This window comes from Enterococcus sp. DIV2453a (genome assembly GCF_050533535.1).
In the GTDB taxonomy this organism is placed as follows: Bacteria; Bacillota; Bacilli; order Lactobacillales; family Enterococcaceae; genus Enterococcus; species Enterococcus faecalis.
Genome location: NZ_CP172899.1, coordinates 1,126,575 through 1,151,079 on the forward strand (window position 1 = coordinate 1,126,575; position 24,505 = coordinate 1,151,079).

Annotated in this window: 25 protein-coding genes and 1 riboswitch; of the genes, 23 read left to right on the forward strand and 2 right to left on the reverse strand. The window is 38.3% G+C overall.

All coding sequences use genetic code 11. The features are described from left to right. Window positions 1–14 precede the first annotated feature (14 nt). The 22 genes from IGK03_RS05660 to IGK03_RS05765 all read left to right on the forward strand — a co-directional run bounded on the left by IGK03_RS05660 (window position 15) and on the right by IGK03_RS05765 (window position 19,443). A complete protein-coding gene (locus IGK03_RS05660; protein ID WP_202334942.1) occupies window positions 15–770 on the forward strand; it encodes a DnaD domain protein in 756 nt (251 codons plus the stop codon). 18 nt (window positions 771–788) lie between these two features. Next, window positions 789–1,631 (forward strand): ATP-binding protein, encoded by an 843-nt coding sequence (locus tag IGK03_RS05665; protein WP_002375035.1) that lies wholly within the window; start codon window positions 789–791, stop codon window positions 1,629–1,631. 66 nt (window positions 1,632–1,697) lie between these two features. Continuing rightward, window positions 1,698–2,090, forward strand: coding sequence for a hypothetical protein (locus IGK03_RS05670; protein ID WP_025192052.1), 393 nt, complete (start codon window positions 1,698–1,700; stop codon window positions 2,088–2,090). A gap of 19 nt (window positions 2,091–2,109) precedes the next feature. Next, window positions 2,110–2,517, forward strand: a complete 408-nt coding sequence (locus tag IGK03_RS05675; RefSeq protein WP_002360491.1) for a RinA family phage transcriptional activator — start codon at window positions 2,110–2,112, stop codon at window positions 2,515–2,517. Between the two features lie 221 nt (window positions 2,518–2,738). Further along, window positions 2,739–3,155, forward strand: coding sequence for a hypothetical protein (locus tag IGK03_RS05680; RefSeq protein ID WP_002382237.1), 417 nt, complete (start codon window positions 2,739–2,741; stop codon window positions 3,153–3,155). A 12-nt stretch (window positions 3,156–3,167) separates the two neighbouring features. Continuing rightward, a complete protein-coding gene (locus IGK03_RS05685; RefSeq protein WP_002381948.1) occupies window positions 3,168–3,680 on the forward strand; it encodes a phage major tail protein, TP901-1 family in 513 nt (170 codons plus the stop codon). Between the two features lie 33 nt (window positions 3,681–3,713). Beyond that, the gene (locus IGK03_RS05690; RefSeq protein ID WP_002357848.1) at window positions 3,714–4,073 is read left to right on the forward strand and encodes a tail assembly chaperone; all 360 of its coding nucleotides are present in this window, start codon (window positions 3,714–3,716) and stop codon (window positions 4,071–4,073) included. A 17-nt stretch (window positions 4,074–4,090) separates the two neighbouring features. Then, on the forward strand, window positions 4,091–4,459 hold the full coding sequence (locus IGK03_RS05695) for a hypothetical protein (protein ID WP_002361692.1): 369 nt from the start codon (window positions 4,091–4,093) through the stop codon (window positions 4,457–4,459). After that, a complete protein-coding gene (locus IGK03_RS05700) occupies window positions 4,449–7,382 on the forward strand; it encodes a phage tail protein (RefSeq protein WP_202334810.1) in 2,934 nt (977 codons plus the stop codon). Before IGK03_RS05695 ends, IGK03_RS05700 begins: the two co-directional genes overlap by 11 nt. Before the next feature lies 1 nt (window position 7,383). Beyond that, on the forward strand, window positions 7,384–8,310 hold the full coding sequence (locus IGK03_RS05705; RefSeq protein ID WP_002365553.1) for a distal tail protein Dit: 927 nt from the start codon (window positions 7,384–7,386) through the stop codon (window positions 8,308–8,310). Window positions 8,311–8,322: 12 nt separating this feature from the next. After that, on the forward strand, window positions 8,323–9,780 hold the full coding sequence (locus IGK03_RS05710) for a phage tail protein (protein WP_202334811.1): 1,458 nt from the start codon (window positions 8,323–8,325) through the stop codon (window positions 9,778–9,780). Between the two features lie 32 nt (window positions 9,781–9,812). Continuing rightward, window positions 9,813–11,582, forward strand: a complete 1,770-nt coding sequence (locus IGK03_RS05715) for a hypothetical protein (protein ID WP_105194983.1) — start codon at window positions 9,813–9,815, stop codon at window positions 11,580–11,582. Window positions 11,583–11,605: 23 nt separating this feature from the next. After that, window positions 11,606–12,001 (forward strand): phage holin family protein, encoded by a 396-nt coding sequence (locus IGK03_RS05720; RefSeq protein WP_002357842.1) that lies wholly within the window; start codon window positions 11,606–11,608, stop codon window positions 11,999–12,001. Window positions 12,002–12,119: 118 nt separating this feature from the next. Continuing rightward, the gene (locus IGK03_RS05725; protein WP_016617240.1) at window positions 12,120–13,244 is read left to right on the forward strand and encodes an SH3 domain-containing protein; all 1,125 of its coding nucleotides are present in this window, start codon (window positions 12,120–12,122) and stop codon (window positions 13,242–13,244) included. Between the two features lie 155 nt (window positions 13,245–13,399). Further along, window positions 13,400–14,320 carry a tRNA pseudouridine(55) synthase TruB gene (gene truB, locus IGK03_RS05730; protein WP_010713466.1) on the forward strand — a complete coding sequence of 307 codons (921 nt, stop codon included), beginning with the start codon at window positions 13,400–13,402 and terminating at the stop codon, window positions 14,318–14,320. 25 nt (window positions 14,321–14,345) lie between these two features. Then, on the forward strand, window positions 14,346–15,296 hold the full coding sequence (gene ribF, locus IGK03_RS05735; RefSeq protein ID WP_010775786.1) for a riboflavin biosynthesis protein RibF: 951 nt from the start codon (window positions 14,346–14,348) through the stop codon (window positions 15,294–15,296). Beyond that, window positions 15,296–15,892, forward strand: coding sequence for a GNAT family N-acetyltransferase (locus IGK03_RS05740; protein ID WP_002357838.1), 597 nt, complete (start codon window positions 15,296–15,298; stop codon window positions 15,890–15,892). Before ribF ends, IGK03_RS05740 begins: the two co-directional genes overlap by 1 nt. A 149-nt stretch (window positions 15,893–16,041) precedes the next feature. Beyond that, window positions 16,042–16,365: a PadR family transcriptional regulator gene (locus tag IGK03_RS05745; RefSeq protein ID WP_202334812.1), complete on the forward strand. Its 324-nt coding sequence runs from the start codon at window positions 16,042–16,044 to the stop codon at window positions 16,363–16,365. A 3-nt stretch (window positions 16,366–16,368) separates the two neighbouring features. Further along, a complete protein-coding gene (locus IGK03_RS05750) occupies window positions 16,369–16,710 on the forward strand; it encodes a DUF1048 domain-containing protein (RefSeq protein WP_002357836.1) in 342 nt (113 codons plus the stop codon). Between the two features lie 24 nt (window positions 16,711–16,734). Continuing rightward, window positions 16,735–16,995: a DUF2087 domain-containing protein gene (locus IGK03_RS05755; RefSeq protein ID WP_002360471.1), complete on the forward strand. Its 261-nt coding sequence runs from the start codon at window positions 16,735–16,737 to the stop codon at window positions 16,993–16,995. 158 nt (window positions 16,996–17,153) lie between these two features. Beyond that, the gene (locus IGK03_RS05760) at window positions 17,154–18,329 is read left to right on the forward strand and encodes an FtsW/RodA/SpoVE family cell cycle protein (RefSeq protein ID WP_002357834.1); all 1,176 of its coding nucleotides are present in this window, start codon (window positions 17,154–17,156) and stop codon (window positions 18,327–18,329) included. Further along, a complete protein-coding gene (locus IGK03_RS05765) occupies window positions 18,295–19,443 on the forward strand; it encodes an FtsW/RodA/SpoVE family cell cycle protein (RefSeq protein ID WP_002357833.1) in 1,149 nt (382 codons plus the stop codon). Before IGK03_RS05760 ends, IGK03_RS05765 begins: the two co-directional genes overlap by 35 nt. A 61-nt stretch (window positions 19,444–19,504) precedes the next feature. On the opposite strand, the gene IGK03_RS05770 is transcribed toward IGK03_RS05765, so the two are convergent. Further along, window positions 19,505–20,392, reverse strand: a complete 888-nt coding sequence (locus IGK03_RS05770) for a LysR family transcriptional regulator (RefSeq protein ID WP_002357832.1) — start codon at window positions 20,390–20,392, stop codon at window positions 19,505–19,507. A 23-nt stretch (window positions 20,393–20,415) separates the two neighbouring features. Then, a complete protein-coding gene (locus tag IGK03_RS05775) occupies window positions 20,416–21,291 on the reverse strand; it encodes a LysR family transcriptional regulator (RefSeq protein ID WP_002382245.1) in 876 nt (291 codons plus the stop codon). 252 nt (window positions 21,292–21,543) lie between these two features. Next, window positions 21,544–21,714, forward strand: a riboswitch (M-box (ykoK) riboswitch). 113 nt (window positions 21,715–21,827) lie between these two features. Between IGK03_RS05775 and mgtA the strand changes: the two genes are divergently transcribed. Next, entirely contained in the window at window positions 21,828–24,488 is a 2,661-nt protein-coding gene (gene mgtA, locus IGK03_RS05780) for a magnesium-translocating P-type ATPase (RefSeq protein ID WP_202334813.1), read from the forward strand. Window positions 24,489–24,505 lie beyond the last annotated feature (17 nt).

Here is a 24,505-nt window from a genome sequence, read left to right on the forward strand (position 1 = left end):
TGGCAGAACGACGCATGTTTGCAAAAACGATTATTGATAGTGATGCGTTTTTAGATATGCCTTTATCAAGTCAGGCCCTGTATTTTCATTTAGCGATGCGTGCCGATGATGATGGATTTATCAATAATCCCAAAAAATTGCAGCGAATGGTTGGTTGTGGGGAAGACGATCTAAAATTGCTAATGGTTAAAAAATTTATTCTAGTATTTGAAAGTGGTGTGATCGTTATCAAACATTGGAAAATTCATAATTATATTCGCAGTGATCGTTACAAACCAACCTTGTATCAAGAAGAGAAAAATCAGATTGTTGAAAAAAATAGCAAAGCTTATACGTTTAAAGTAGAATCGTCTGTCAGTGGTCAACCAGCTGACTACCAACGGTTACCACAGGAAAGCATAGTCCAGTCTAAGTTAGGTCAGAGTCAAGGTAGTAGTTCAGAAAACGATTGTTTAAAGATGATTTATCATTTTTATGAGGAAAACGGCTTTGGTACACTGGCCTCAAAAACAAGCCAAGATTTTAAGTATTGGTTGCAAGATTTTATGCAAAAAGGGGCTGGCCAAGAGGAAGCATGCCAATTAATCTTGCATGCTTTAGGAATTGCCGTTGATCGAAATAAACGGAATTACGGCTATATAAATGCTATTTTGAAAAGTTGGGAGCAGCAAAATTATTTATCCGTACATGAAGTTCTGATAAATGATAAAAAACAAGTGTTGGAGCATACGCCGCAAATGACAGAAGAATATCAAGAGTTAGGTTTTTAAAGAAAGGAGGAAATCAGTATGCATGCGACAGATCAAACTTTTCAAATACTATTGAGTCAATTGTTAGAAAAAGTTGAAGACCGTTGTCCTGAATGTGGCAGTGAACAATATGTTTGGCAACAAAAAAATAAAGATGGCACAGAACGTTGTGCCCCAACTTGTTGGTCGTGTGGGTATAAAATGCTAAAAAAACATGAACAAGAAGCCACTCAACAACGTTCTCAAGAGAGTTTTATGGCGCGTACACAAAAATTTTTTCATCAAGGGTCCTTAATTGCTGATGATGCGCTACGGCAATGTCGCTTAACCAATTACCAAACCACTGAATTAGAAACAAGACAAGCAAAAGAACGGGCCTTAGCAGCAGTTTCAGCGATTGTTGAAGGAAAGCCAATCCACGTTATTTTTTCAGGGAAACCTGGTGTCGGTAAAAGTCATTTGGCTATCAGTATTTTAGTTGAAGTCTTAGAACGCTCTGCATATCAAAAGTATTGTTTATTTGTCAGCTACTCTGAGTTATTAGAAAAACTAAAAATGTCCATGAATGAGTCGACCAAAAGCCAAGCAAAGGCTCAAGCGTATATTACTAGAATGAAAAAAGCAGACGTTTTGGTCTTAGATGATTTAGGTGCTGAATTAGGAATTAAAAATAAAGTTAGTACGGATTTTAATAATGACATCTTAAATCGAATTTTAGAAGCTAGACAGAATAAAGCAACTATTTTTACTACTAATTTTTCTGGAAAACAACTGGTGGAGGCCTATGGAACACGCATTATTTCTCGTCTAATGAAGCACGCCAGTGGCTATGTTTTCCAATATAAAGACACAACAGACAAACGAATGAGGAGTGTGAAATAAATATGTTAACAATTATTATTGGGTTTATCTTTTGGACAATGACACTAATGTTAGGTTATCTAATTGGTGAAAGAGAAGGCCGTAAACATGAGTAATTTAACAAAACGTAAAAAAGATTTATTTGAAATGAAAAGCGTTGTATTTAAAGATATTTCAAAGCAACAAAGCGAAAAAGCACAAAAAAGAAAACGACTCTTACAACTAATGAATCAATATCCCGATTGGGCAAGTCAAAAAAATAAACTTATTATGCAGGAAATTCAAGAATTAGGACAAGCAATCGGTAATTGGTCGATGGATCAATCAAGACCCATCCAATCCATTAAGGCCGCAACGTTTACAAAAAGCGAGTATCTCTATTTAATTTGGCTCGGTTATTCAGATGAAGTGATTCGTCACGGCTTAGAAATGTCGAAAGAGTGTTATTTTATTTATCGATTAACACTTTTAAATGAATAAAAGTAAAGGAGATTAACCAATGCGTACGTCAACATTTAATTATATCAAAGATATTTTAGCAGACTTTTATAAAACAGATGAGTATATCCGGCAACGGGAAGAAGAATTACGGCACCCTTATCAAGAAGCAGATTTAAATGCTGGTATTAGAGGACAAGGACTTCACTCTGTAGTGACCGAACGAATGGCGATTACGATAGCTATGGATCGTCGTCTGTGGAACTTAGAGAGAAATCGAGACATTATCAAAAATTGTTTAGCTGAAGCGGATGAACAAACGCGCGTGATTATTGAAGAACTATATATGAAAAAACGGCCCTCTTTAACATTAATTGGACTTGCCCAGCAATTATTTATTAGTAAAAGCCAAGCCTATAAATTAAGAAATCATTTCTTTGAAGCGGTGGCGGATGAACTAGGGATGTAAACATGGAAAAAGCGTGGAATTTTTTCAGGTGTCAACATGGTAAATTAATAGTGTCGAAAGAGATAGATAAACGTGAGGCAACCAAAAAAATGAAGACACGGAATTCTATGATTTTGACTGCTTTCTTGTGTCAGCTATGAAGGAGCAGAAAATGCCGGCTACTTTCAAGATCCTTCATTTTGACTAGAAGAGAGCCAATTTGTTAACCAATCCTGAATTTTTTGAATGGAAAGGTGGCGCTAAAAATGAATGAAGCGGAACAAGAGTTATATGAAGCCCTTGTTGCAATCTGCCAGACGTCAGGATTTTTGTTGCTAGAGGAACTGCCGACAGATTTACCAGATCAGCCATTTGTTTATTTAGGTGATAGTAAAGAATTACCTAAGCCAACTAAATCAGCTATTTTGGGAGAAATTGAATTAATAATGCATGTTTATGGTGCGTTATCTGAACGACAACAAATTTCTACAATTAAAGGAACGATTTTACGGCAGGCAACCAGTAACTTAAAACGAACGGCTCATTTTAATTGGGGTATCAAACATCAAGAAGTCAAAGCACAAATGGTAAAAGATACCAAACAAATGAAAAAAACAATTTGGCATGCTGTACTACCATTACACATGCAATTTTACTAGGAGGAATTATCAATGGGAGAAGTTATGCAAGGAAAAGACCGTATTTTATTAGTTCGTCGCTTGGATGAAGCAGCGACAAAGAAAGCAATGAAACCCTTATTTCAAATTGAACATGAATGGGAATTCTCACGTGAATCGAGCGGTACGCAAACAAAAGATGGCGTTGCGAATGCTGTTTCTGGTTTAGAAGTTACGTTATCGTTAAGCGGTTTAGCCTCTCGCGATGATGAAAATTTATACATGAAAGACGCAGTTGAAGATGGCATCTTAATGGAATTTTGGGATGTTGATTTAAAAGGTGAAAAAAATGCGGAAGGTAAATATCCAGCAATTTATGCCCAAGGTTATGTAAATTCATGGAGTTTACCAGCCAATGTAGAAGAATTAGTAGAAATCGAAACAGAAGCCTCTATTAATGGCAAACCACAAGATGGCTTTGCAACAGTAGAAGCAGATATTATTGCGGAAGCACAATATGCGTTCCAAGATACCGTTCCAGATAAAGCACCACAACCTGGCGCATAATCAAAAAAGTGTTGAATTTTAGGAGGATAAAAAATGAATTTAGAGATTAACGGAAAAACAATTGAAGTGAAATTTACGATTGGCGCGATTCGCGAATTAGATAAACGTTACCAAATTGAAAATGGCGCTGCCAAATTCGGCATGGGCATCAGTTCAGCAATGATTTATTTACGCCAATACAATCCAGTAATCTTAGTTGACATCATGGAAGCTTTACAAAGTGGGCAATTAAAAATAGGTAAGTCGGAAATTGAAGCATGGTTAATGACCCAAGATGTCAAAAAACTTTCAGATGACTTGCTTAAAGAAATGGGAAAGCAACCTCTTACAAAACCAATGATCGATCAGTTCAGCAAAGAAGCGAAGAAAGCAGAAGCGCAAGCGACCAACTAATTAAAACGAGCGATGACGTGTATCACGACATCGCTCTTTCTGCTTTTCGCTACTTAGGCTGTCGCTCATTTGAAGAAGTGGATCGGATGACCATGTCTGAATTTGAATTACGAATGATTGCTTTTAATTTAGCAGAAGTAGATGAAGAGCGGAAAAGGCACGAGCTTGCCTACTTAAATGTTAAAGCGCAAGCGACAAACAAAAAAGGAAAACCCGTTTTTGAAAGCTTTAAAAGTTTTTATGATTATGAAAAACGAGTTGCTGAAGTTCTGGCAGCTAACCAGCCACAACGAACAAAATTAAATGAGCGGAAAAAAACGCAACTTGCCACTGTGGCAGAGCGTCTACGCCGCTATCGAGAAGGGAGGAGAGTAGATGGAGAATGACAAAGAAAAAACGCCGTTATCGGAGGCAAAGAAAAGCCTTGCAGGCGTCCAACAAGCATTAAAAAGTATGAGCGGTGAGTATGCCTTATTAAGTGGATATTTAGGGAAAATTAGTGCGGGTGTCAATCAGTCAGCCACGGTCATGAACACATTTAAAACCGTCATGCAACAATCTGGAGAAACAGTGAAAAAAACAGGAGACGAAACAGCAAAGGCAGCAGATCAAATGAACACAGCGTTAACAGATTCTGCTGAACAAGCCGGTGAAGCAGCTAAAAAAGCGGGGAAAGAAACCTCTGATGGCTTTACTAATGCACAAAATAATATGCTGAGCTTTGGGACGGCCATGACTAGTGCCGTTTCCTTACCTATGCTGAACGTTTTAAAAACAGCTATGGGCGTCGGTGCTGGGGTCAGTGGCGAATTTCAAGGAATGCAAGGACTGATTATGGCTAGTGCAGGAGGGATTTCTGATTCATTGCAAGGCGAGTTGCAAGGGGCATTGACTCAGATGAATCAATCATTTGAAGCGGCGGCACAAGTGATTCAAAGCGTGATGGCTCCAGGAATGGAAATTTTGGTTCAAGTGGTTATCACAGTCGTCAAAGGCATTACAGCTTTGGTGAATTTATTTATCAAATTACCAAAACCCGTCCAAGTTTTTATTGTTGCCATTATGGGCATTTTAGCCGCCATTGGGCCCATGCTGATTATGGTAACGATGGCTCAGCAAAAATTTCAACAGTTTAGTGATGGTTTGGTTCTTGTAAAAGGAAACATTGGGAAGTTAGGTGGTGGCTTATCAAAACTAAGTGCTAGTTTTAGTGCCTTAAGTGGAGGACCGTTAATTTTAATTGTAGCAGCCGTTTTAGCAGCGGTAGCAGCGTTTATTTATTTCTATAAAACCAATGAAACATTTAGAAATAGTATCAATAGCTTAGCTAGTGCCATTCAAGGAGCTGTTTCAGCGGCGTTTGGCAAATTGGTAGGATTGCTACAACAGATCCAGCCGGCCTTTCAGCAAGTAATGGCAGTTTTTAAACAATTTTTTGCAGTAGGCTTAGAGAAAATGGCGACTATTTTTTCAACAATTGGTCGTGTGCTAACAGGCGTTTTTGCCAGTGGTTTGCAATTAGGTAGTAACTTATTAGGGCAATTTGGTGGCACCTTTGACAAAGCTGGTTTAGCGGTTGGTCTTTTGGTAAAAGTTCTGACAAAAGTTGCACTGGCTGCATTAGGAATTTCTGGGCCGTTTGGTCTAATTATTTCCTTGATTGTTTCATTCGTGACGGCCTGGATGAAAACCGGTGATTTGAGTGCGGGTGGTATTACCCAAGTCTTTGATAATTTAGGTAACACGATTACATCTGTTACAACAATGTTGGCAGCTAATCTACCGAAAGTTATACAACTTTTTACAACCGTCTTAACCAGTATTCTCGGGAAAATAACAGAAGCTATTCCAAGCATCGTAACCGCGTTATCTAGTTTAATTACGTTAATTGTTGGTGCGATCGTTGCCAATTTGCCAGTCTTAATTGAAGCGGCAACACAAATTATTACTACGTTGATTCAGGGGATTACAACAGTCTTACCAATGTTGATAGAAGTTGGTTTGAGCTTATTAATGACTTTAGTTAATGCGATTGTCACCGCCTTGCCAACAATTACAACTGCAGCGATTAATATCATCACTACATTAGTGACAGCTTTTGTCACAGCGTTACCAATGCTAGTTACAGCAGGTGTTTCAATTATCACAGCCTTAGTCAATGCATTTGTTACTATGTTACCGTTGATTTTGACTGCTGGTTTACAAATTTTGATGGCATTAGTCACTGGGATTATGACGATTTTACCTCAGTTAATTCAATCAGCGCTGACGATTATTCTAGCGTTAGTGACTGCGTTGGTAGGTGCCTTGCCACAGATTATCAGCGCAGGTGTCAAATTGTTAATGGCGTTAATTCAAGGAATTATTTCGATTTTACCAACCTTAGTTGCGGCAGCTATTACCTTAATTTTGACATTGGTAAATGCCTTAATTGGTGCCTTACCACAAATCATCAGCGCAGGTGTCAAATTGCTAATGGCTTTGATCCAAGGGATTATTTCAATTTTACCGCAACTGGTTACTGCAGCAATTACGCTCATTACCGCTTTAATGGGTGCGTTAATCAATGCGTTGCCACAGTTGTTAAGTGCTGGGATTCAACTGATTCAAGCCTTAATTAATGGTGTACTCAGTCTATTGGGTGCCTTGCTGTCCGCAGCAGGAACATTAATCTCACAAATGATCACGAAGATTGGTTCTTATTTTGGTCAACTGTTAGCTTCGGGCGGACAGTTAGTTGAAAATATCAAAAATGGGGTTACCAATGCAGCCAATCAGGTAAAAACTGCCATTGGTTCTGTAATTGAAGGTGCTTGGCAAGCAATCCAAGGTTGGTTTTCAAAATTCACCGATGCCGGTGCGAATATTGTCGGCATGATTGCTGATGGAATTACAGGCGCAATTGGAAAAGCCAAAGAAGCAATCGATGGGGTCGTCAGTAAAATTCGTAACTTTTTACCATTTTCACCAGCAAAAGAAGGTCCCTTATCTGATTTGCATAAATTGAATTTCGGCGGCACGATTGCTACGGGGATTTATGCAGGCGAAACAGCCGTTAGTAGAGCAATGGCTTCTATTTTAGACTTACCGCTGTTAAATGATTTTGCCCTGGACTTAGCTGGTCGAGGAAACTTCACAGCAACGATTGACCATCGTTTAGAAAATGATGCATACAATCGACCATTATTTGTGACAGTAGAGTCAACGTTAGATGGGAAAGTTGTCGCAGCAACTACGGCGCCTTATTTAGCAACAGAGTTACAACGACAACAAGTGAAACAAAATAACCGCTTAGGAAGGAGAGGATAACATGTATAAATTTGTTGATACCAATCAAGCAACTCATTCAACGCCTCTTCCTTCAGAAGCGTTGAATTTTAACGGTCAATTTTTAGAAAAAGTCATCCCTGGCTATCAAACATTATCAGTTTCAGGACGAGAATTAGTTCCAAGCGAAATTGAAAGCTATCAATTAGGGATTCGTGATGGCAAACGCCACGTTTATGCGCGGATTCCAGAACGAGAATTAACAGTCAAATATCGACTTTCAGCTGTGAATAATGAAGCGTTTCGAGATGCATTTAATCATTTAAATGTTGCTTTGTTTACGGAAAAAGACGTTTCTATTTGGTTTAACGATGAACCGGAAATGCTGTGGTTTGGTAGTAAGTCTTCAGTGAGTGATGTACCCGAAGGCGTTAACCAAGTAACAGGCACCTTTACTTTATTGCTTTCTGATCCGTATAAATACACACGGAGTGATGCGACTAGTGTGATGTGGGGTTCGCCAACCATTACATTTCAAGCAAATTACTTAATGGGGAATACAGGCTCAGGTGCAGTTGATTTTCCAATTTTAATTGAAGGCGGGGCTTATTGGGGATCAACCATGATTACGTTTCAAAATCGGGCTTACACGATGGGGGATTTAGGCAAAGAAGTTCGGCCAATTGAAATTTATCCTACGGTTGAAGGATTAAAAGTCAAACCGACCATTATTTTAACAGGAACCGGACGTGGTGTTTGGATTAAAACACGGAACGATACAATTAACTTAGGAGACTTTGATCGTTCGGAAATTATCATTGATACTGAAAATTTTTATCTGACAAAAAATGGTGCACCGATGATTCGACCAATGAACGATTTTTATCTATATCCTAATGAACCGCTGTATATTCAAGCCAAAGATAGCGACTTCCGCTTGACGATTCGCTATCCTAACCGATTTGTGTAGGAGGGTGATTAAATGTTAATGGCGCTGGATTTGAAAAGAACATATACGGCAATTTTGGATAATGCCTATCAAGTCAGTTATGAAAAAATAGAGAACAAAATTGGCAGTTTAGATTTTACCATGCCACTAGATGATCCTAAAAATGAATTTATTGCAGAAATGCAATGGGTGGAACTGACCGACAATGAGAATGAATATATTGGTTTATATCGCGTGATGCCAACCACAATTAAGAAAGATGCGAACAATAATCAAATTCACTACTCTGCCACAGAAGCATTATGTACCTTAGGCGATACTGTCCTATTTGGTTGTCACGAAATTAAAAACAAAACAACGAAAGAAGCCATTCAATTTCTATTGAATAAACAAAAAACAAAGCATTGGGTCCTGAAAAAATGTGATTTTTCAAGGAAATTAACCTATAAATGGGAGAATGAAAATGGGCTAGTCGAGCCTTTATTTAGCATCCCAGCCGATTTCGAAGAGGAATATCTTTGGCAATGGAATACAGAGGTCTATCCTTTTGAACTTTCATTAGTCAAACCACCAACAGAACCAGTTGCGCGAATTCAAGAAGGTTACAATATGCAAGGATTTGAAATAGAACATAATCCCAAGATGCTAATCAATCGGATTTATCCATTAGGTTCAGGCGAAGGTGTTAACAAAGTCAATATTCGCTCGGTCAATCAAGGGGTTCCGTATTTAGAGAACAAGGCCGCAATTGACCGCTATGGTTTATTGGAGTCAATTTGGGTAGAACAGCGTTTTTCTGATCCCAAGGCATTAAAGGAAAATGCTTTGCGAATGTTAGAAGAATGGACCAAACCACAAGTTTCTTGGGTAGTGACTGCAGCTGATTTAATTAAATTAACAGATCAACCTTTGGCAATCGATCGTTTGCGGTTGGGTACGGTTATCATGATTAATACGAATGAATTTGGGAGTGTCAACCTTCGTATCAAAAAAGAAAGTAAAAAAGATGTCTTTGGTGCCCCCCAAGACATTCAGCTAGAGTTGGGAAATCTGCAAGAAACAATTCATAGTACCATGACAGCTTTCAGTCGGAAACAAGAGATTAGCGAAACTTACGCACAAGGGGCGACGACACTTTTAAATCGTTCAATACAAGGAGAACTTAGCAAGACACAGCCAGTGGAGCTGAATTTATACTTTGACGAGGACATTCTTTATATAAACACCGCAGAATTAACGTTCAAGGCAACTGCTAAAGGACCTTCGCATTCTGTAACGAACATTGATTTGGTAGTGGATGGCAAAAAATTACCCCAACTATCATTGCAACAACAACGGCTAAACATTTTGAGTTATTTACGAAAAACAACAGATGGAAAAATCGAACGCGGCAATCACACGCTTCAATTTTTCTCTCATCAGCCACTATGGTTGGATGCTTCGGTCATCTGTCGTGTGTATATTCAATCCCAATTGGGTGGCCAGTTTTAATAAAATAATGAAAACTAGAGGAGTGTGACGAAATGTCAGTAGAACATATTGAAGAATTAGATACCCTGAATCAAGGTCGCCTTAAAATCAATGCAATCTTGGATCAGTCGAATGCATCAGCTGAGAAAGTAGATGCTTACCAAGTCCAGTTAACGAATGGAATTTCTGAAGCGAAAAACATCGCAGATGAAGCTGGCAAAGAAGCCGTACAAATTGCCACCGATGCAGGCAATCAAGCAAATGAAACAGCCAACCAAGCGATGAACAATGCCAAAACAGCCATCACGATTGCAGGAAATGCAGTTTCAACGGCAAATAATAATAAACAAGAATTTGATACTTTGCGAAATGATTTCGATCAATTAGTAGCAGAAGCAGGTGATAGTAATCCAGAAATTGTCCAAGCACGCACAGATACACAAGGCATCAAACAAGCTACTCTAGCGAATCGTCTTCAAATTGATTTGAATGACCGCATGACAAAAGCAGATGGCATTTCTTTATTGGCTAAGCCAACCACTGTCAAATTGAAGTTAGACTTTAACGGTAAAACGGCCGGCAATACAGCCACCAATGCAAACAGTTATTCCACTGATTTTACGGCTAAAATTCTTAAGAAGCCAACAGACGTTTGGGAGGAAGTTTCCCAAGCGGACTACAATAAAATGGCCAGCCGTGATGATGAGGGCGTGAAAACAGGTTCCACCCAAAGCGGTGTGATTCCGCAACAATTAGCGGCCTTCAATCTCGTTGAAGCCGCAAAAAAATTAATTCCACAAATGTTTGAAACATTCACAACTGACGAGGCGGTGGCATTTATTCGCCAGAACGTTCAATTTTTTACGATTAATCAACGTGTGAAAGCCGCTGCGCCCAATAATCAAACGATTAAAATCGCTACGTATTTACCAACTACGGATAATTGGGTAACTCAAATCCAAGAATCAGCAAAAGAGTTCGGCGATTTTTCAATTCAAATCAATGATCAGAAATTTATCACAGATGAAGGTTTCATTTATTTAATGAGCTATACAGATTCATCAAATGGGGTGACGCCAGCCAGCGTAGAAGTTGATTACGTGGGGCTTCATATTGGTCTGTCTGTTGATGCCCAAGCGGTTTTAGCGAAGAGTGGTTTTGTTCAGGCAGAGCAACTCAATACCCATGTGGAAAATCAGGATAATCCGCACCAAGTAACCGCTGAACAAGTGGGGCTGGGCAATGTAGAAAATTATGGCTTCGCATCAGACAGCGAAGCAGTCGCGGGAACTTTAACGAGTAAATATATGCACCCGAAAAACGTTGCGGAAGCGATTAAAGGTCAAGCTGTGACACAAACAGGTGACCAAGAGATTGCTGGGATGAAGAATTTTGTAACTATGCCAACCGTCAATGGTGTGCCTTTGGAATCCTCTAAAATGGCCATTTATGAAGCTAGTGGAGTCGGTGAAGTCGAGGCAAAATATCAGGCGGCCTTTAATAAAGTGAATATGAAATTTGTATTAATCAGAGTTGGAAATCGTGTCGATGCATTTGTAAGATGTAATTTGAGTGATCCAACGAAATTGAACAGTCAGGTGATCAAAGTTTTTAATGTTCCCACAGGTTATAGTATAAATTCTGTTCTCAAAAGAAATATTTGGAATATTCCTTTAACGGCAGTTCAATACAACTTTCCTCAACCAATTTGTACAGCCTTGTACGAAATAGATAATAAGGGAATTATATTCTGTTCTAACCGTGCTGGAAATATTTACCTCCAAGGAAGTTGGTACACAGACGATCCGTTTCCAACAAAATAACAAGCTAGTTTAGGAGTCTTTTTATGGAACGTTATCTCAACACAATAACAATGCTTTTAAGCATTTTCGGTGGGATTGTCGTACGTTTATTAGGTGGATTAGATCAATTGTTGGATGTCTTCCTCTTTTTAATTATTGTCGATTTCATCACAGGTTGGATTAAGGCAATCGCCACAAAAGAATTGTCCAGTCGGATTGGTATGCTCGGAATTGCGAAAAAAGTTACGATGTTATTTGTGGTTGCCGTAGCGGTTCGTGTTGAAAAAGTTGTGGGGAACAATTTGCCAATTCGGGAAATGGTTCTGATTTTTTACATTGCGAACGAAGGACTTTCTTTTTTTGAAAATATTGCGACCTTTATTCCTATGCCGAAAAAGTTAAAAGAGTTATTTATTCAGTTAAAAAATAAAGATGATTAAGTAGAAGTGGTCGGGACAAACGTAGAACTTTCGGCTGATTGCCGAAGAAATTACTTCTGTCCCGCCATTTATCTGCAGGTTTAAGCCGTGGAAGGGAAGTTGTTTTGACTTTCCTTTCATGGCTTTTTTAAGAAAGGAGCATGCTATGTTTAAAAGATTAATGATTCAACTTGCTTTAGTAATTGGCTTAAGTTTAACGATTCCGATGACGGCTTGCGCTTACACCATCGAAGCGGATCCAATCAACTTTACTTATTTTCCAGGCTCTGCAAGCAATGAATTAATTGTTTTACATGAATCTGGAAACGAGCGGAACCTAGGACCACACAGTTTAGACAATGAAGTGGCCTATATGAAACGAAATTGGTCAAATGCTTATGTCTCATATTTTGTCGGATCTGGTGGACGAGTGAAACAATTAGCTCCTGCTGGCCAAATTCAATATGGCGCAGGTTCTTTAGCTAATCAAAAAGCCTATGCGCAAATCGAATTGGCTCGAACGAATAATGCGGCGACGTTTAAAAAAGATTATGCTGCCTATGTTAATTTGGCCCGTGATTTGGCTCAAAACATTGGTGCTGATTTTTCGCTGGATGATGGAACAGGTTATGGAATAGTCACTCATGATTGGATTACAAAAAATTGGTGGGGAGATCATACAGATCCTTATGGTTATTTAGCGCGTTGGGGGATTAGTAAAGCGCAGTTGGCACAAGATTTACAAACGGGCGTTTCTGAAACAGGTGAGACTGTCATTATTCAGCCAGGTAAACCTAATGCGCCAAAATATCAAGTAGGACAAGCAATTCGTTTCACTTCAATCTATCCAACACCAGATGCTTTAATCAATGAACATCTATCAGCAGAGGCACTTTGGACACAAGTAGGAACAATTACAGCGAAATTACCCGACCGACAAAACCTTTACCGTATTGAAAATAGCGGACATTTGTTAGGCTATGTGAACGATGGCGACATTGCTGAACTTTGGCGCCCGCAAACGAAGAAATCATTTCTAATTGGTGTGGACGAAGGCATTGTTTTAAGAGCAGGACAACCTAGTTTGTCAGCACCTATTTATGGTATCTGGCCCAAAAATACTCGCTTTTATTACGATGCGTTTTATATTGCAGATGGGTATGTTTTTATTGGTGGAACAGATACGACAGGCGCGAGAATTTATTTGCCAATCGGACCAAACGATGGCAACGCACAGAATACATGGGGATCATTTACTAGCTAAAAAAAAAGCCACAAACTCTGCTTTTATCAGAGTTTGTGGCTTTTTTTGCATTTAGCAGAGATTTTGCCAAAGGGAATAAGCAACGGAGACTGCGAAGCTAGGTACTTTTATGCTATAATGACAAAGTTAGTATTATCGGAACTGGAGGAACTATAATGGACGGCATTTTACCGTTATGGAAAGAACGTGGCATGACAAGTCATGACTGCGTATTTAAATTGAGAAAAATTTTACATACCAAAAAAATTGGTCATGGTGGTACGTTAGATCCAGATGTCGAAGGGGTCTTACCCATCTGCGTTGGCAAAGGAACGAAAGTGATCGAATACATGGTAGATTCTGGCAAAACCTATGAAGGTGAAATTACACTTGGATTTGCTACGACAACCGAAGATGTTAGTGGTGAAATTGTTGAAAAAAAACCAGTTACAACACCTCTGCCAACTGAACAAATTGATCAAGCAATGGCCGAAATGACAGGTGAAATCACACAAATCCCACCGATGTTTTCTGCGGTGAAAGTCAATGGTAAACGTTTATATGAATATGCGCGGAACGGGGAAGAAGTTGAACGGCCCCAACGAAAAGCTATGATTTATTCATTTGAACGTACTAGTGAACCAATTTTTAATGAATCCGCTCAAACACAAAGTTGGCGGTTTAAAGTGGTCTGTGGCAAAGGAACCTATGTGCGGACACTATCCGTGGATACTGGCAAAAAATTAGGCTATCCTGCCCATATGTCGGATTTAACGAGAACGGCAAGTGGCGGTTTGCAAGCTGCGCAATGCTTAACGTTAGAAGAAGTAGCCAAACAAATGGCTGCTGAAACAATCGATCAATGCCTGTTGCCCATTGAGACAGCAGTAGAACAATTCCCACGAATTGATTTATCAGATGAATTGTATCAAAAAGTAAAAAATGGCATGCGTTTGCACAAAAAAGAACTAGGAATAAAGGCAATGCCAGAATCCTTAGTTGCCTTATTTTACCAAAATCAAGTGGTTAGTTTATACATGCCACACCCAACGCATGATAAATTATTGAAACCAAGTAAAGTTCTACGGAACAATTAAATAAAAAAGAAGGAAGTTTTTGCACATGCAAGTTATTCAACTACATCATCCCTATGAACCCACTCAAATTCCTAATGAAGAAGTCGTGATGGTCCTAGGCTTTTTTGACGGTGTTCACAAAGGCCACCAAAAAGTAATTGAAACAGGCAAAAAGATTGCTGAGGAAAAAGGCTTGAAGTTAGCTGTGATGACCTTCAACCAACACCCATCAATCGTTTTTCAAAAAGTTTTACCAGAAAATATGAAATATTTAACTAGCTTGGAACAAAAAGAACGCCTAATGGCCAACTTGGGCGTTGATATTTTATATATTGTCGAATTTACTTCAGCGTTTGCTCAATTAAAACCGCAAGATTTTGTCGATCAGTATATCGTTAATTTAAATAGTGCAGTGGCAGTCTCTGGGTTTGATTATACGTATGGTCCTAAAGAAATCGCTGGAGTCAAACAGTTACCAACTTATGCGCAAGGCCGTTTTGAAGTGGTGACAGTACCAAAAGAAGAAATGACTGGTGCCAAAATTAGCTCAACAAGAATTCGCGAAAAAATGGAAGCCGGCGAAATGGAGGAGGTCACGGAGTTGTTAGGATATATTTATGAAACAGAAGGAACAGTTGTCCATGGCGATGCTCGTGGCCGTTTATTGGGTTTCCCGACCGCTAATGTCAAAGTGAAAAGCACCGTGCGCTTACCAAGAATTGGCGTCTATGCTGTGCAAATCGAAGTTGGTGGCAAATGGTATGTCGGCATGGGCTCAATTGGTCATAATGACACCTTTGGAGAAGGACGCGATCTAACCGTGGAAGTCTATATTTTGGACTTCCATCAAGACATCTATGGTGAGCAAGTGGTGGTTCGTTGGAATCATTATTTACGTGACCAAGTGAAATTCAATGGGGCTGAAGCCTTGATCGACCAATTAAAACAAGATGAACGAGATACGGCTGACTATTTCCAACAATCTGAGGACAAATAATGAAGATTCGTCAAGAAAAACCTGCAGAGTATCAAGCTGTAGAGCGTTTAACGTATCAAGCGTTCAAGGAATTAAACTTGACCGAAAACTGGCGTCCCACAGAGCATTTTATCGTGCATTTATTAAGAGAAAGTGCCGACTTTATTCCGGAGTTGTCCTTAGTTTCAGAAACTGATCAAGGAAAATTAACGGGTCATATTATGTCTTCAAAAGCCAAACTACGATTACCTGATCATACAGAAAAGGCTGTTTTGACCGTTGGGCCGCTAAGTGTCCATCCAGAAGCACAGAACACGGGCGTAGGCTCAGCGTTAATTAAGCATTCTGTGCAGAAGGCCAAAGAATTAGGCGTCGGCGGATTGATTATCCTGGGCCATCCAACTTACTATACGAAGTTTGGTTTTGTTCCAGCGACTACTTTTCAGATTACGTTACCGGAAAAAGAAACATCAGAAGCATTATTGGCTTTGGAATTACTGCCAGGTTATTTTGGCACAAGTGGTGGGGAGTGGCATTTTTCAACATGCTTTGCTTATCCAGAAACACACCCTGCAGAATTAGAAGCCTTTGAAGCAGAACTCGGAATAAATGAATAAAGAATAATAAGACACGACAACCACTAGTTAAGTACTGGTAGTTGTCGTGTCTTTACTACTTTTTACTACAAAGTAGTTGACAGAACCGGTACTCAGTATTATTATGTAGTGGTACATAGTAATAAAGAGTAGTTCAGGGAGGAAAAGCAGTGAAGCAGACAGAGTTGCTAAAAGGCATTTTAGAAGGTTTAGTTTTAGCCATCATCCAAAGGAAAGAAACATATGGTTATGAAATTACAAAAATTTTAAATGACCAAGGGTTTACTGAAATTGTTGAAGGAACCGTTTATACGATTTTACTGCGTTTAGAAAAAAATCAATGGGTTATAGCTGAAAAAAAGCCTTCAGAAAAAGGGCCAATGCGGAAGTTCTATCGCTTAACCTCATCAGGAGAAGCAGAACTCGCTGATTTTTGGCAGCGGTGGACGTTGCTTTCAAAACAAGTAAACAAGATGAAAAAAACGGAGGGATAGAGCATGTCAAATTTTAAAGCGTTGATCAAAAAAGTTGTTGGGGATAAAAAAGAGTACAAAGAATATAAACGACGGATTGCAGCATTACCAGCAGAGTATCGACAAGTATTTCAAGAAATTGAAAAATATGCATGGCATTTTTCAGATCATAGCGGAGCCAATATGTTCAATGCGTTGACTGATTTACTTGATTTGTTTGAAGAAGGAGCTGCTAACGGAACACCTATCAAAAATATTACGGGAGAAAAAGTAGGTGATTTTGCTGAAACAATTGTCAATGAAGTCGCTGGCAAATGGACCGATAAACAGAAAGAAAAACTGAATCATCAATTTTCTAAACAATAGTCAAAACAAAAAAGGAGAATAAACATGGTTGAAAATTTTTTTAAAGAAGGAAAGTTGCTGGTTATTCCCAAGAAAAATGCGAAAAAAGTCCAAGTGTTTCAACGTGTGGCCAACCAATTTGAATTTGGGAAAGAATATACGGAAAAAGAAGTCAATCAGCGACTTAGAGAAATCTATGAAGATTATGCACTTTTGAGACGGTATTTAGTAGATTATCAGTATTTAGAAAGAGATAAGTTTGGAAAAATTTATCAGAAATGTGAGCAACACACAAAAATTATATAAATGTCTTTTTTTAAAAGTAGCGAAACTAGGTGAAATGAACCAAGTCTAGCTACTTTTTGTTATGTAAGCTTAGTAATAGTTCTATAAAAAACTCTCTATTTGTTTTCTAACTCAGACTGGTAAGATTGATTTAATTAGAAAAAGATAGAGGTGAGAGAATGAATCTACGTACTTTAGGTCTAACAAAAATTCTTTTGACCTTTATTATATTAAGTATTATTGGCGCGTTAATGATTTATAGCGCCAGTAGCTATGACTTGCTGATGCAAGGCGTGAAGCCCACTGCTGTGTTTATTAAACAAGGCATTATTATGTGTCTCAGCTGGGTGCTAATGTTCGTGATTTACAAAGTTCGACTAGAAGTGTTATTTAATAAAAAAATTGCAATTGGACTGCTTTTAGTTTCGGTACTATTACTGTTAATGGTTCGACTACCTTTTTTTGGTGTAGCAGCGAATGGCGCACAACGTTGGATTTCTCTCTTTGGAATCCAATTTCAGCCATCAGAGCTTTGTAATTTTGCGATTATTTATTACTTGAGTTGTTATTTAGGTGAAAAAGAAAATGGCTTGACAACGAAGCAGTTAAGGAAACAATGGCTGTTTGTTTTGGTCGTTGCATTTTTAGTTTTGATTCAACCCAAAGTTGGCGGGGCTATTCTTATTTTAGTTATTGGCAGTGTCTTAATTTTCTCAGCAAGTATTCATGCAAAATTTAGTGTAATTGCTGCGGGGATTGTCGTTGCTAGCGCGGCGCTTCTTTCTAAAATAATTATTTTTCTAGGCGATCACCGCTACTTACCACATTTTTTTGCGCATGTGTATGACCGCTTAGTTGTTTTGAAAAATCCGTTTTTATCCTTTCATGATCGCGGATTTCAGCCTTCAATGGCCTATTTAGCAATGTATAATGGTGGATTTTGGGGCACTGGATTAGCCAATGGTATGGTAAAAAAAGGTGGCTTGCCAGAAGGTCAAACCGATTTTATTTTTGCGGTGATTGTGGAAGAACTTGGTTTGATTGGCGGCTTACTATTACTATTTCTTTTGTTATTTTTAGCGGCCTCCATTTTGCGGAGTAGTTGTGTAATAAAGAATCATTGTTACGGCTTGTTTTTGTTAGGGGTCGGGACCTTGATCTTAGCTCAAACGGCGATTAACATTGGTGGCGTTTTGGGTTTGATTCCAATGACGGGAATTCCTTTACCGTTTGTTAGTTACGGTGGGACAAGTTATTTAATCTTTTCAGTGGCATTAGGAATCGTCATTAAAATTATTGCAAACGAAAGGCGGCAGTTAAATGGTCAATACAAAAAAATTCAACTTACATCTTAATTATGATTTATTATTGCCCATTTTTTTACTCACACTTTTATCTTCTGGTGTGCAATATTGGATTGCCGTTAATGAAGGAAAAGACGGAACTGTGCCAGCATTAAAACAACTTTTCTTTATTTTTGTTGGTTATGCGGGCATGTTTTTAGCTAGTCGGCTGTCACAGAAGTTTATTTGGAAAGTAGCTCCTTTTTTCTATGGGTTTTCATTAATCTTAATGAGTGCTTTGTATTTTTCCTATGACAAAGGAATGTATTTATTGACGGGCACAAAGCGCTGGTTAGATTTAGGGTTTATTAAATTTCAGCCATCAGAAATTGCGAAAATTGCGTTTATTTTAATGTTGGCAAAAATTATTGTCCAACATGAGCAACAAGACTGGTCTGATAAATGGCGTTCAGACAAGCAACTTCTAAAAAAAATCGTTGCGGTTAGTGTCCCTGTTTTTTTCTTGATGGCGGTACAAAAAGATTTTGGGACATCCCTTGTTTTCGTAACGATTATTCTATCTCTTTTAGTTATTTCAGGAATTGATCGCAAAATTTTAATCATTATTTTCAGTGCTTTAGCAACGTTAGGCGTGGTCTTGATTCTGTTAGTCTTTACAGAGTGGGGGCACAAAGTACTCTTCTTTTTACATTTTAAACAATATCAATTGGATCGAATTTTAGCATGGATTCATCCCTATGATTATGTCGATAAAATCTCCTATCAACAAGTACAAGGCTTATTGGCAATTGGTTCGGGTGGTTTATTTGGCAAGGGTGTGCATGGGATTGAAGTGTATGTTCCTGTTCGTGAGTCTGATATGGTTTTTACTTTTATCGGGGAAGCCTGGGGCTTTGTGGGCAGTGCCACTGTTGTTTTTCTCTATTTTTACTTGTTTTATCAAGTTTTAGTAGCTGGCTTGCGGAGCAATTCGCGTTTTTGTATGTACATCTGTGTCGCCCTCATTTTTTCGCTGGTTTTTCAAACGGTGGAGAATATCGGTGCGGTGATTGGACTGTTGCCGTTAAAAGGTATTCCGCTTCCGTTTTTAAGTCAAGGAGGCACTTCGTTAGTGATGGCTATCACTTCTTTAGGATTTGTCAAAGGAAGAGAAGCCGCTACCTGAAAACACAAATAAAAACCAAGACTGGAACTCGCTTGCCGACAAGCTCTAGTCTTGGTTTTTACTATTGAAATTGTTTTTGGCATTCAGCCAAAAGTTGTTGAAGTTGTCGACTCATGTAACGTTCTTTTAAATAATAAACTGCCATGTTTCGTTTAGGTAGTTCTTGGTAAGTCAGTGTATGGATCGAATTGTCTAAAAGTTGAATATTTGTGTATTCGGGGACAATAGCGAAACTATCGGAATGAGACACCAAGTGAGTAATAAGTGAAAGAGTATCCACTTGAATGACTTTCTCTGGAGAAAAATTAGAAAACGTAGTATCTAGCCAATTGGTTAATTTGTTTTGCTCGGAAAATTCGGTATTTAAACGGACGAAGGGGTACATTGTTAGTTCTTTTAAAATTTCTTCCGTCGTGGCTTTGGCCAAAGCTGGATGATCATTTCTTAAAATGAATTGATAATTTGCTGTAAATAAATCAATTTTACCAATATGTTCAGGTAATGGTAAGTCAGCAAAGGAAATACCAAAATCTGCATCCATTGTTTCCAAGGATTGAAGAATATTTTCTGTAATAATAGTATGGACTTGTAAGTTGGATGAACGATCCGTTAATGTTGTCATTAGTAAGTCATTCAATTTATATTCTAAATCACAGAGATAAGTGGCTACATAAATATGGTTGGAAGAATGATTAATTTCTTTTAGCTCTTCTTCAATTGAGACCAACTCATTGGTGATGCGCCAACAATATTTTTCTAAAATTAATCCAGCCGGTGTTAAGGTGGTAGTTTGACCTTGGCGATTAAAAAGTTCAGCGCCTAACGTTGCTTCAAGAATTTTTATTTGCTTACTTAATGCAGCTTGAGAAATTGCTAAATTTTCGGCTGCTTTAGTAAATTGTTTCACTTTGCATAACTCTAAAAAATAATGTAAACGAAATAGTTCCATGGGAATTCCTCCTTTTTCTATTCCTAGAATAAATAACGTAATTGTTCAAATAAATAACGGTGTGCTTCACAATGTCCGTGATGATTATTCTGAACTAAATAGATGGCTCGTTCTGGACTATCTTCCAGAGGAATACCAACTAAGTTACGTCTGTTTAGTTCATCAGTGAGTGAATAGGGAAGGATGCTACAGGCTTTTTCTCGTTGGACCATGTCTAAGACTAAATGAAGAGAAGGAAGTTCGATGACGATTTGCCGATTTTCCCAATTGATTTTACGTTCCCAACGTTTAAACACTTTTTTTTCATATACTTGATCGGAATATGCAGCAAAAGGTAAAGAACGAATTTCGTCAATCGTCACGCTATCGGCATGGGCTAAAGGATGATTTTTATTGACACAAAGGAGATAGCTTTCTGTATAAATTAATTCTTTCTCTAATGGAATCGAGGTATCCAAAAATATCCCAATCCCAATGTCAATTAAATCTGTTTCCAAGGCTGTTTCAAGATCGTAATAATACTTAAAATCAATACTTACATACGGATAGGATTGATTAAATAACAACAAGACTTCTCCAAATGCTTTATCTATATCAATTAAGTTTGTTCCAATCCGAATGGTCGTTGTCGATCCTTGGGTCACTAATTCATTAATCTCTTCTTGCGCTTCCTTAATGAGTGCAAAAATCATCTCTGTTCGCTTGGCGACGACTTCGCCTGCTGGAGAAAGCCGACAATGTTTCTTGTCTCTTAAAATTAATGAAGCACCTAATTCACGTTCCAACTCCTTGAGCTGGGTACTTAAATAAGGTTGACTCGTATGGAGCTTTTGAGAAGCTAAAGTAAAACTCGCATACTTTGAAACTGCCATAAAATATTCTAGTTGTTGTAATTTCATTTTCCTCACCGCCGTTTCTTTAACTATACAAAAAATAGCAGAAGAAAAGCTTCTCGACAAGGCTATCTGACGGTCTTTAGATTAATTTAACCAGTTATGATTCTATGAATAAATACGAATCATACCAGAAAACCATAGTAAATAAGCGGATTATTTTTCTTTTTGTTACTGAATGGACAAAAAGTTATCTGCTAAAAACTTTTTCTATATCGTTATTTTTTCAAGGAAGAATTATACTTGCTGTTGTAATTAAATAAGATTTGTTAGGTGAGGCTCCTATACAAACATAGGCTACTGCCCAAAAATGTCGAGAGACGCCAATGGGTAGAACAGGAACTGTCGAATGAAGGCTTTTCTTAAGGTAGCTAAAAGCAATCGCTTTTTACGTTGTATAGTGCTAAAGCTCAACGATAAGAACGATTATTCTTTGACACGTTGAGTTTTCAGCGTGTCTTTTTTTGTGGAAAGGGTGAGGAAAATGGAAGATGAACCGATCGTCAATTCAAGTCAACAACAGATAAATGAGGTGAAAGAAAATGGAAAAGAAAATGCGTCACTTGGGCCATGACTATAGTTACAAAAAGTTTGCCCACTCAGAAGCAGAAAAAGTTTTACAACGTTTCGGCTCAACTTGGGATGGCATTAAACACCAAGATATTGAAGAATTACAAGAACGTTATGGCCGCAACAAAATTATGAATGAAAAAAAAGCTTCACGGCTGCGACTTTTTATAAAATCGTATATCACGCCGTTTACTTTGGTGTTACTAGCACTAGCCACGATTTCATTTTTTACAGAATATGTCTATGCTGCCCCAGAGGAAAAAGATGTGACTGGCGTGTTAATTATGTTAGCGATGGTCATCTTAAGCGGCACGATGAGTTTTGTCCAATCAGTCAAATCAAGCAATGCAGTTGAAAAATTACAAAATATGATTAAAGTTACAGCGACAGTCATTCGTGACAAGAAGCAAATGGAAATTCCTATTGAGGAAGTTGTGTGTGGCGACTTAGTCCAACTATCCGCTGGCGATATGATTCCAGCCGATTTACGTTTAATCCAATCTAAAGACTTATTTGTTTCCCAATCATCCCTGACTGGAGAGAGTTTTCCCATTGAAAAACACGCGACTCATCAAAAAGATAGTGATCAAATTGATACAGAATATGACAATCTTTTATTTTTAGGAACAAATGTAATTAGTGGCACTGGTTTGGGCATTGTCATTAAAGTTGGTAATCAAACTTTATTCGGAAGGATGGCTTCTGATAACGGAGAAGAGCAGCAGCAGACGAGTTTTGAAACAGGAATTAATAAAACAACGTGGGTACTGATTCGCTTTATGTTGGTCATTACGCCAACTGTTTTTCTAATTAATGGGTTAACAAAAGGCGATTGGGTGGAAGCGTTAATGTTTGCGATTGCCACAGCTGTCGGCTTGACACCAGAAATGTTACCTATGATTGTAACAACCAATTTAGTCAAAGGTTCTCGAGAAATGGCTAAAGAAGGCACGATTATGAAAAATGTCAATGCCATTCAAAATTTTGGCGGGATGGATGTACTTTGTACGGATAAAACAGGTACCTTAACACAAGATAAAGTAATTTTAGAATACCACTATAATATTGGATGCCAAGAAGATCAAAAAGTCTTGGATTTAGCATTTCTAAACAGTTATTTTCAAACAGGTTTGCGTAATTTAATGGATAACGCCGTTATTCAAGCGGCGACACAAGAAAGTGATATACAATCAGATGATTTTTATAAAGTAGATGAAATTCCTTTCGATTTCAATCGACGTCGAATGAGTGTGATTATCAAAGAGTTTAAAACGCGAGAAACACGCTTAATTACCAAAGGTGCGGTTGAAGAAATGCTCTTGGTCTGCACACAGGTACTTTTAGATGGCGAAATTGTGCCCTTAACAGAGACGCTGCGTCAAAAAATTACCAAAGACGTTGAAGCTTTAAATCGAGATGGTTTGCGCGTTCTAGCAATTGCCGATAAAAAAGTCGAAGCGGCTGAATGGGAGTATACAACTAAAGATGAATCAGAGTTGATTTTACAAGGTTATCTTGCCTTCTTGGATCCGCCAAAAGAAACAGCAGCGGCAGCTATTCACACCTTGCATCAACATAATGTAGCTGTGAAAGTATTAACGGGGGATAATCAGTATGTGACGCATTCTGTTTGTAAAGAAGTTGGTCTGGCTGGCGAAAAAATTATTACAGGAAATGAACTTCAACAATTAAACCAAGAAGAATTAAGAAAAACCGTTCAAGCGTATAATATTTTCGCCAAAATTACGCCTGACCAAAAAGTTCGTATTGTAAATGCGTTAACTGAAAATGGTCAAACTGTTGGCTTTTTAGGTGATGGAATAAATGATGCTGGAGCAATGCGTGCTGCTGATGTAGGAATCTCTGTTGATACAGCTGTCGATGTAGCGAAAGAATCGGCGGATGTAATTTTATTGAGAAAAGATTTAATGGTTTTGGAAAAAGGAATTTTATCTGGACGGCGCGTGTTTACGAACACGATGAAGTACGTCAAATTAACAGCAAGTTCTAATTTTGGCAATGTGTTTTCCGTGATCCCAGCAAGTATCTTTTTACCATTTTTACCGATTGCTCCGATTCAATCGCTATTATTAAATCTAATTTACGATACTTCGTGTATGTCAGTTCCTTGGGACAAAGTAGATGAAGAATACGTAGAAAAACCAAAAAAATGGGAACCAAAATCAATTGGTAATTTTATGCGTTGGTTTGGCCCAACGAGTTCTATTTTTGATATTGTTACCTATTTATTTATGTATTTCATTGTGTGTCCGGCTATCCTAGGTGGCTCATTCTTTGAATTAAATGGAGCAGATCAATTGCTCTTTATCGGTATTTTCCATGCAGGGTGGTTCATTGAGTCCTTATGGTCCCAAATGCTCGTCTTGCATTTCCTACGAACAGAAAAAATGCCTTTCCTTCAAAGTAGTGCTTCTGGAATTATGACGTTAGTCACTACAGCAGGGATTGTTCTCGGAACTGTTTTACCCTTTACCGCTTTCGGTGCAGAACTAGGATTTGTCGGTTTATCACCAAGCTATTTCTTGTATTTAATCCCGACAATTGTTGCTTATTTAGCACTGGTTGCGTTCATTAAAGTTTTATACGTCAAACGTTACGGTCAATTACTGTAACTGATTTGTACTATTAT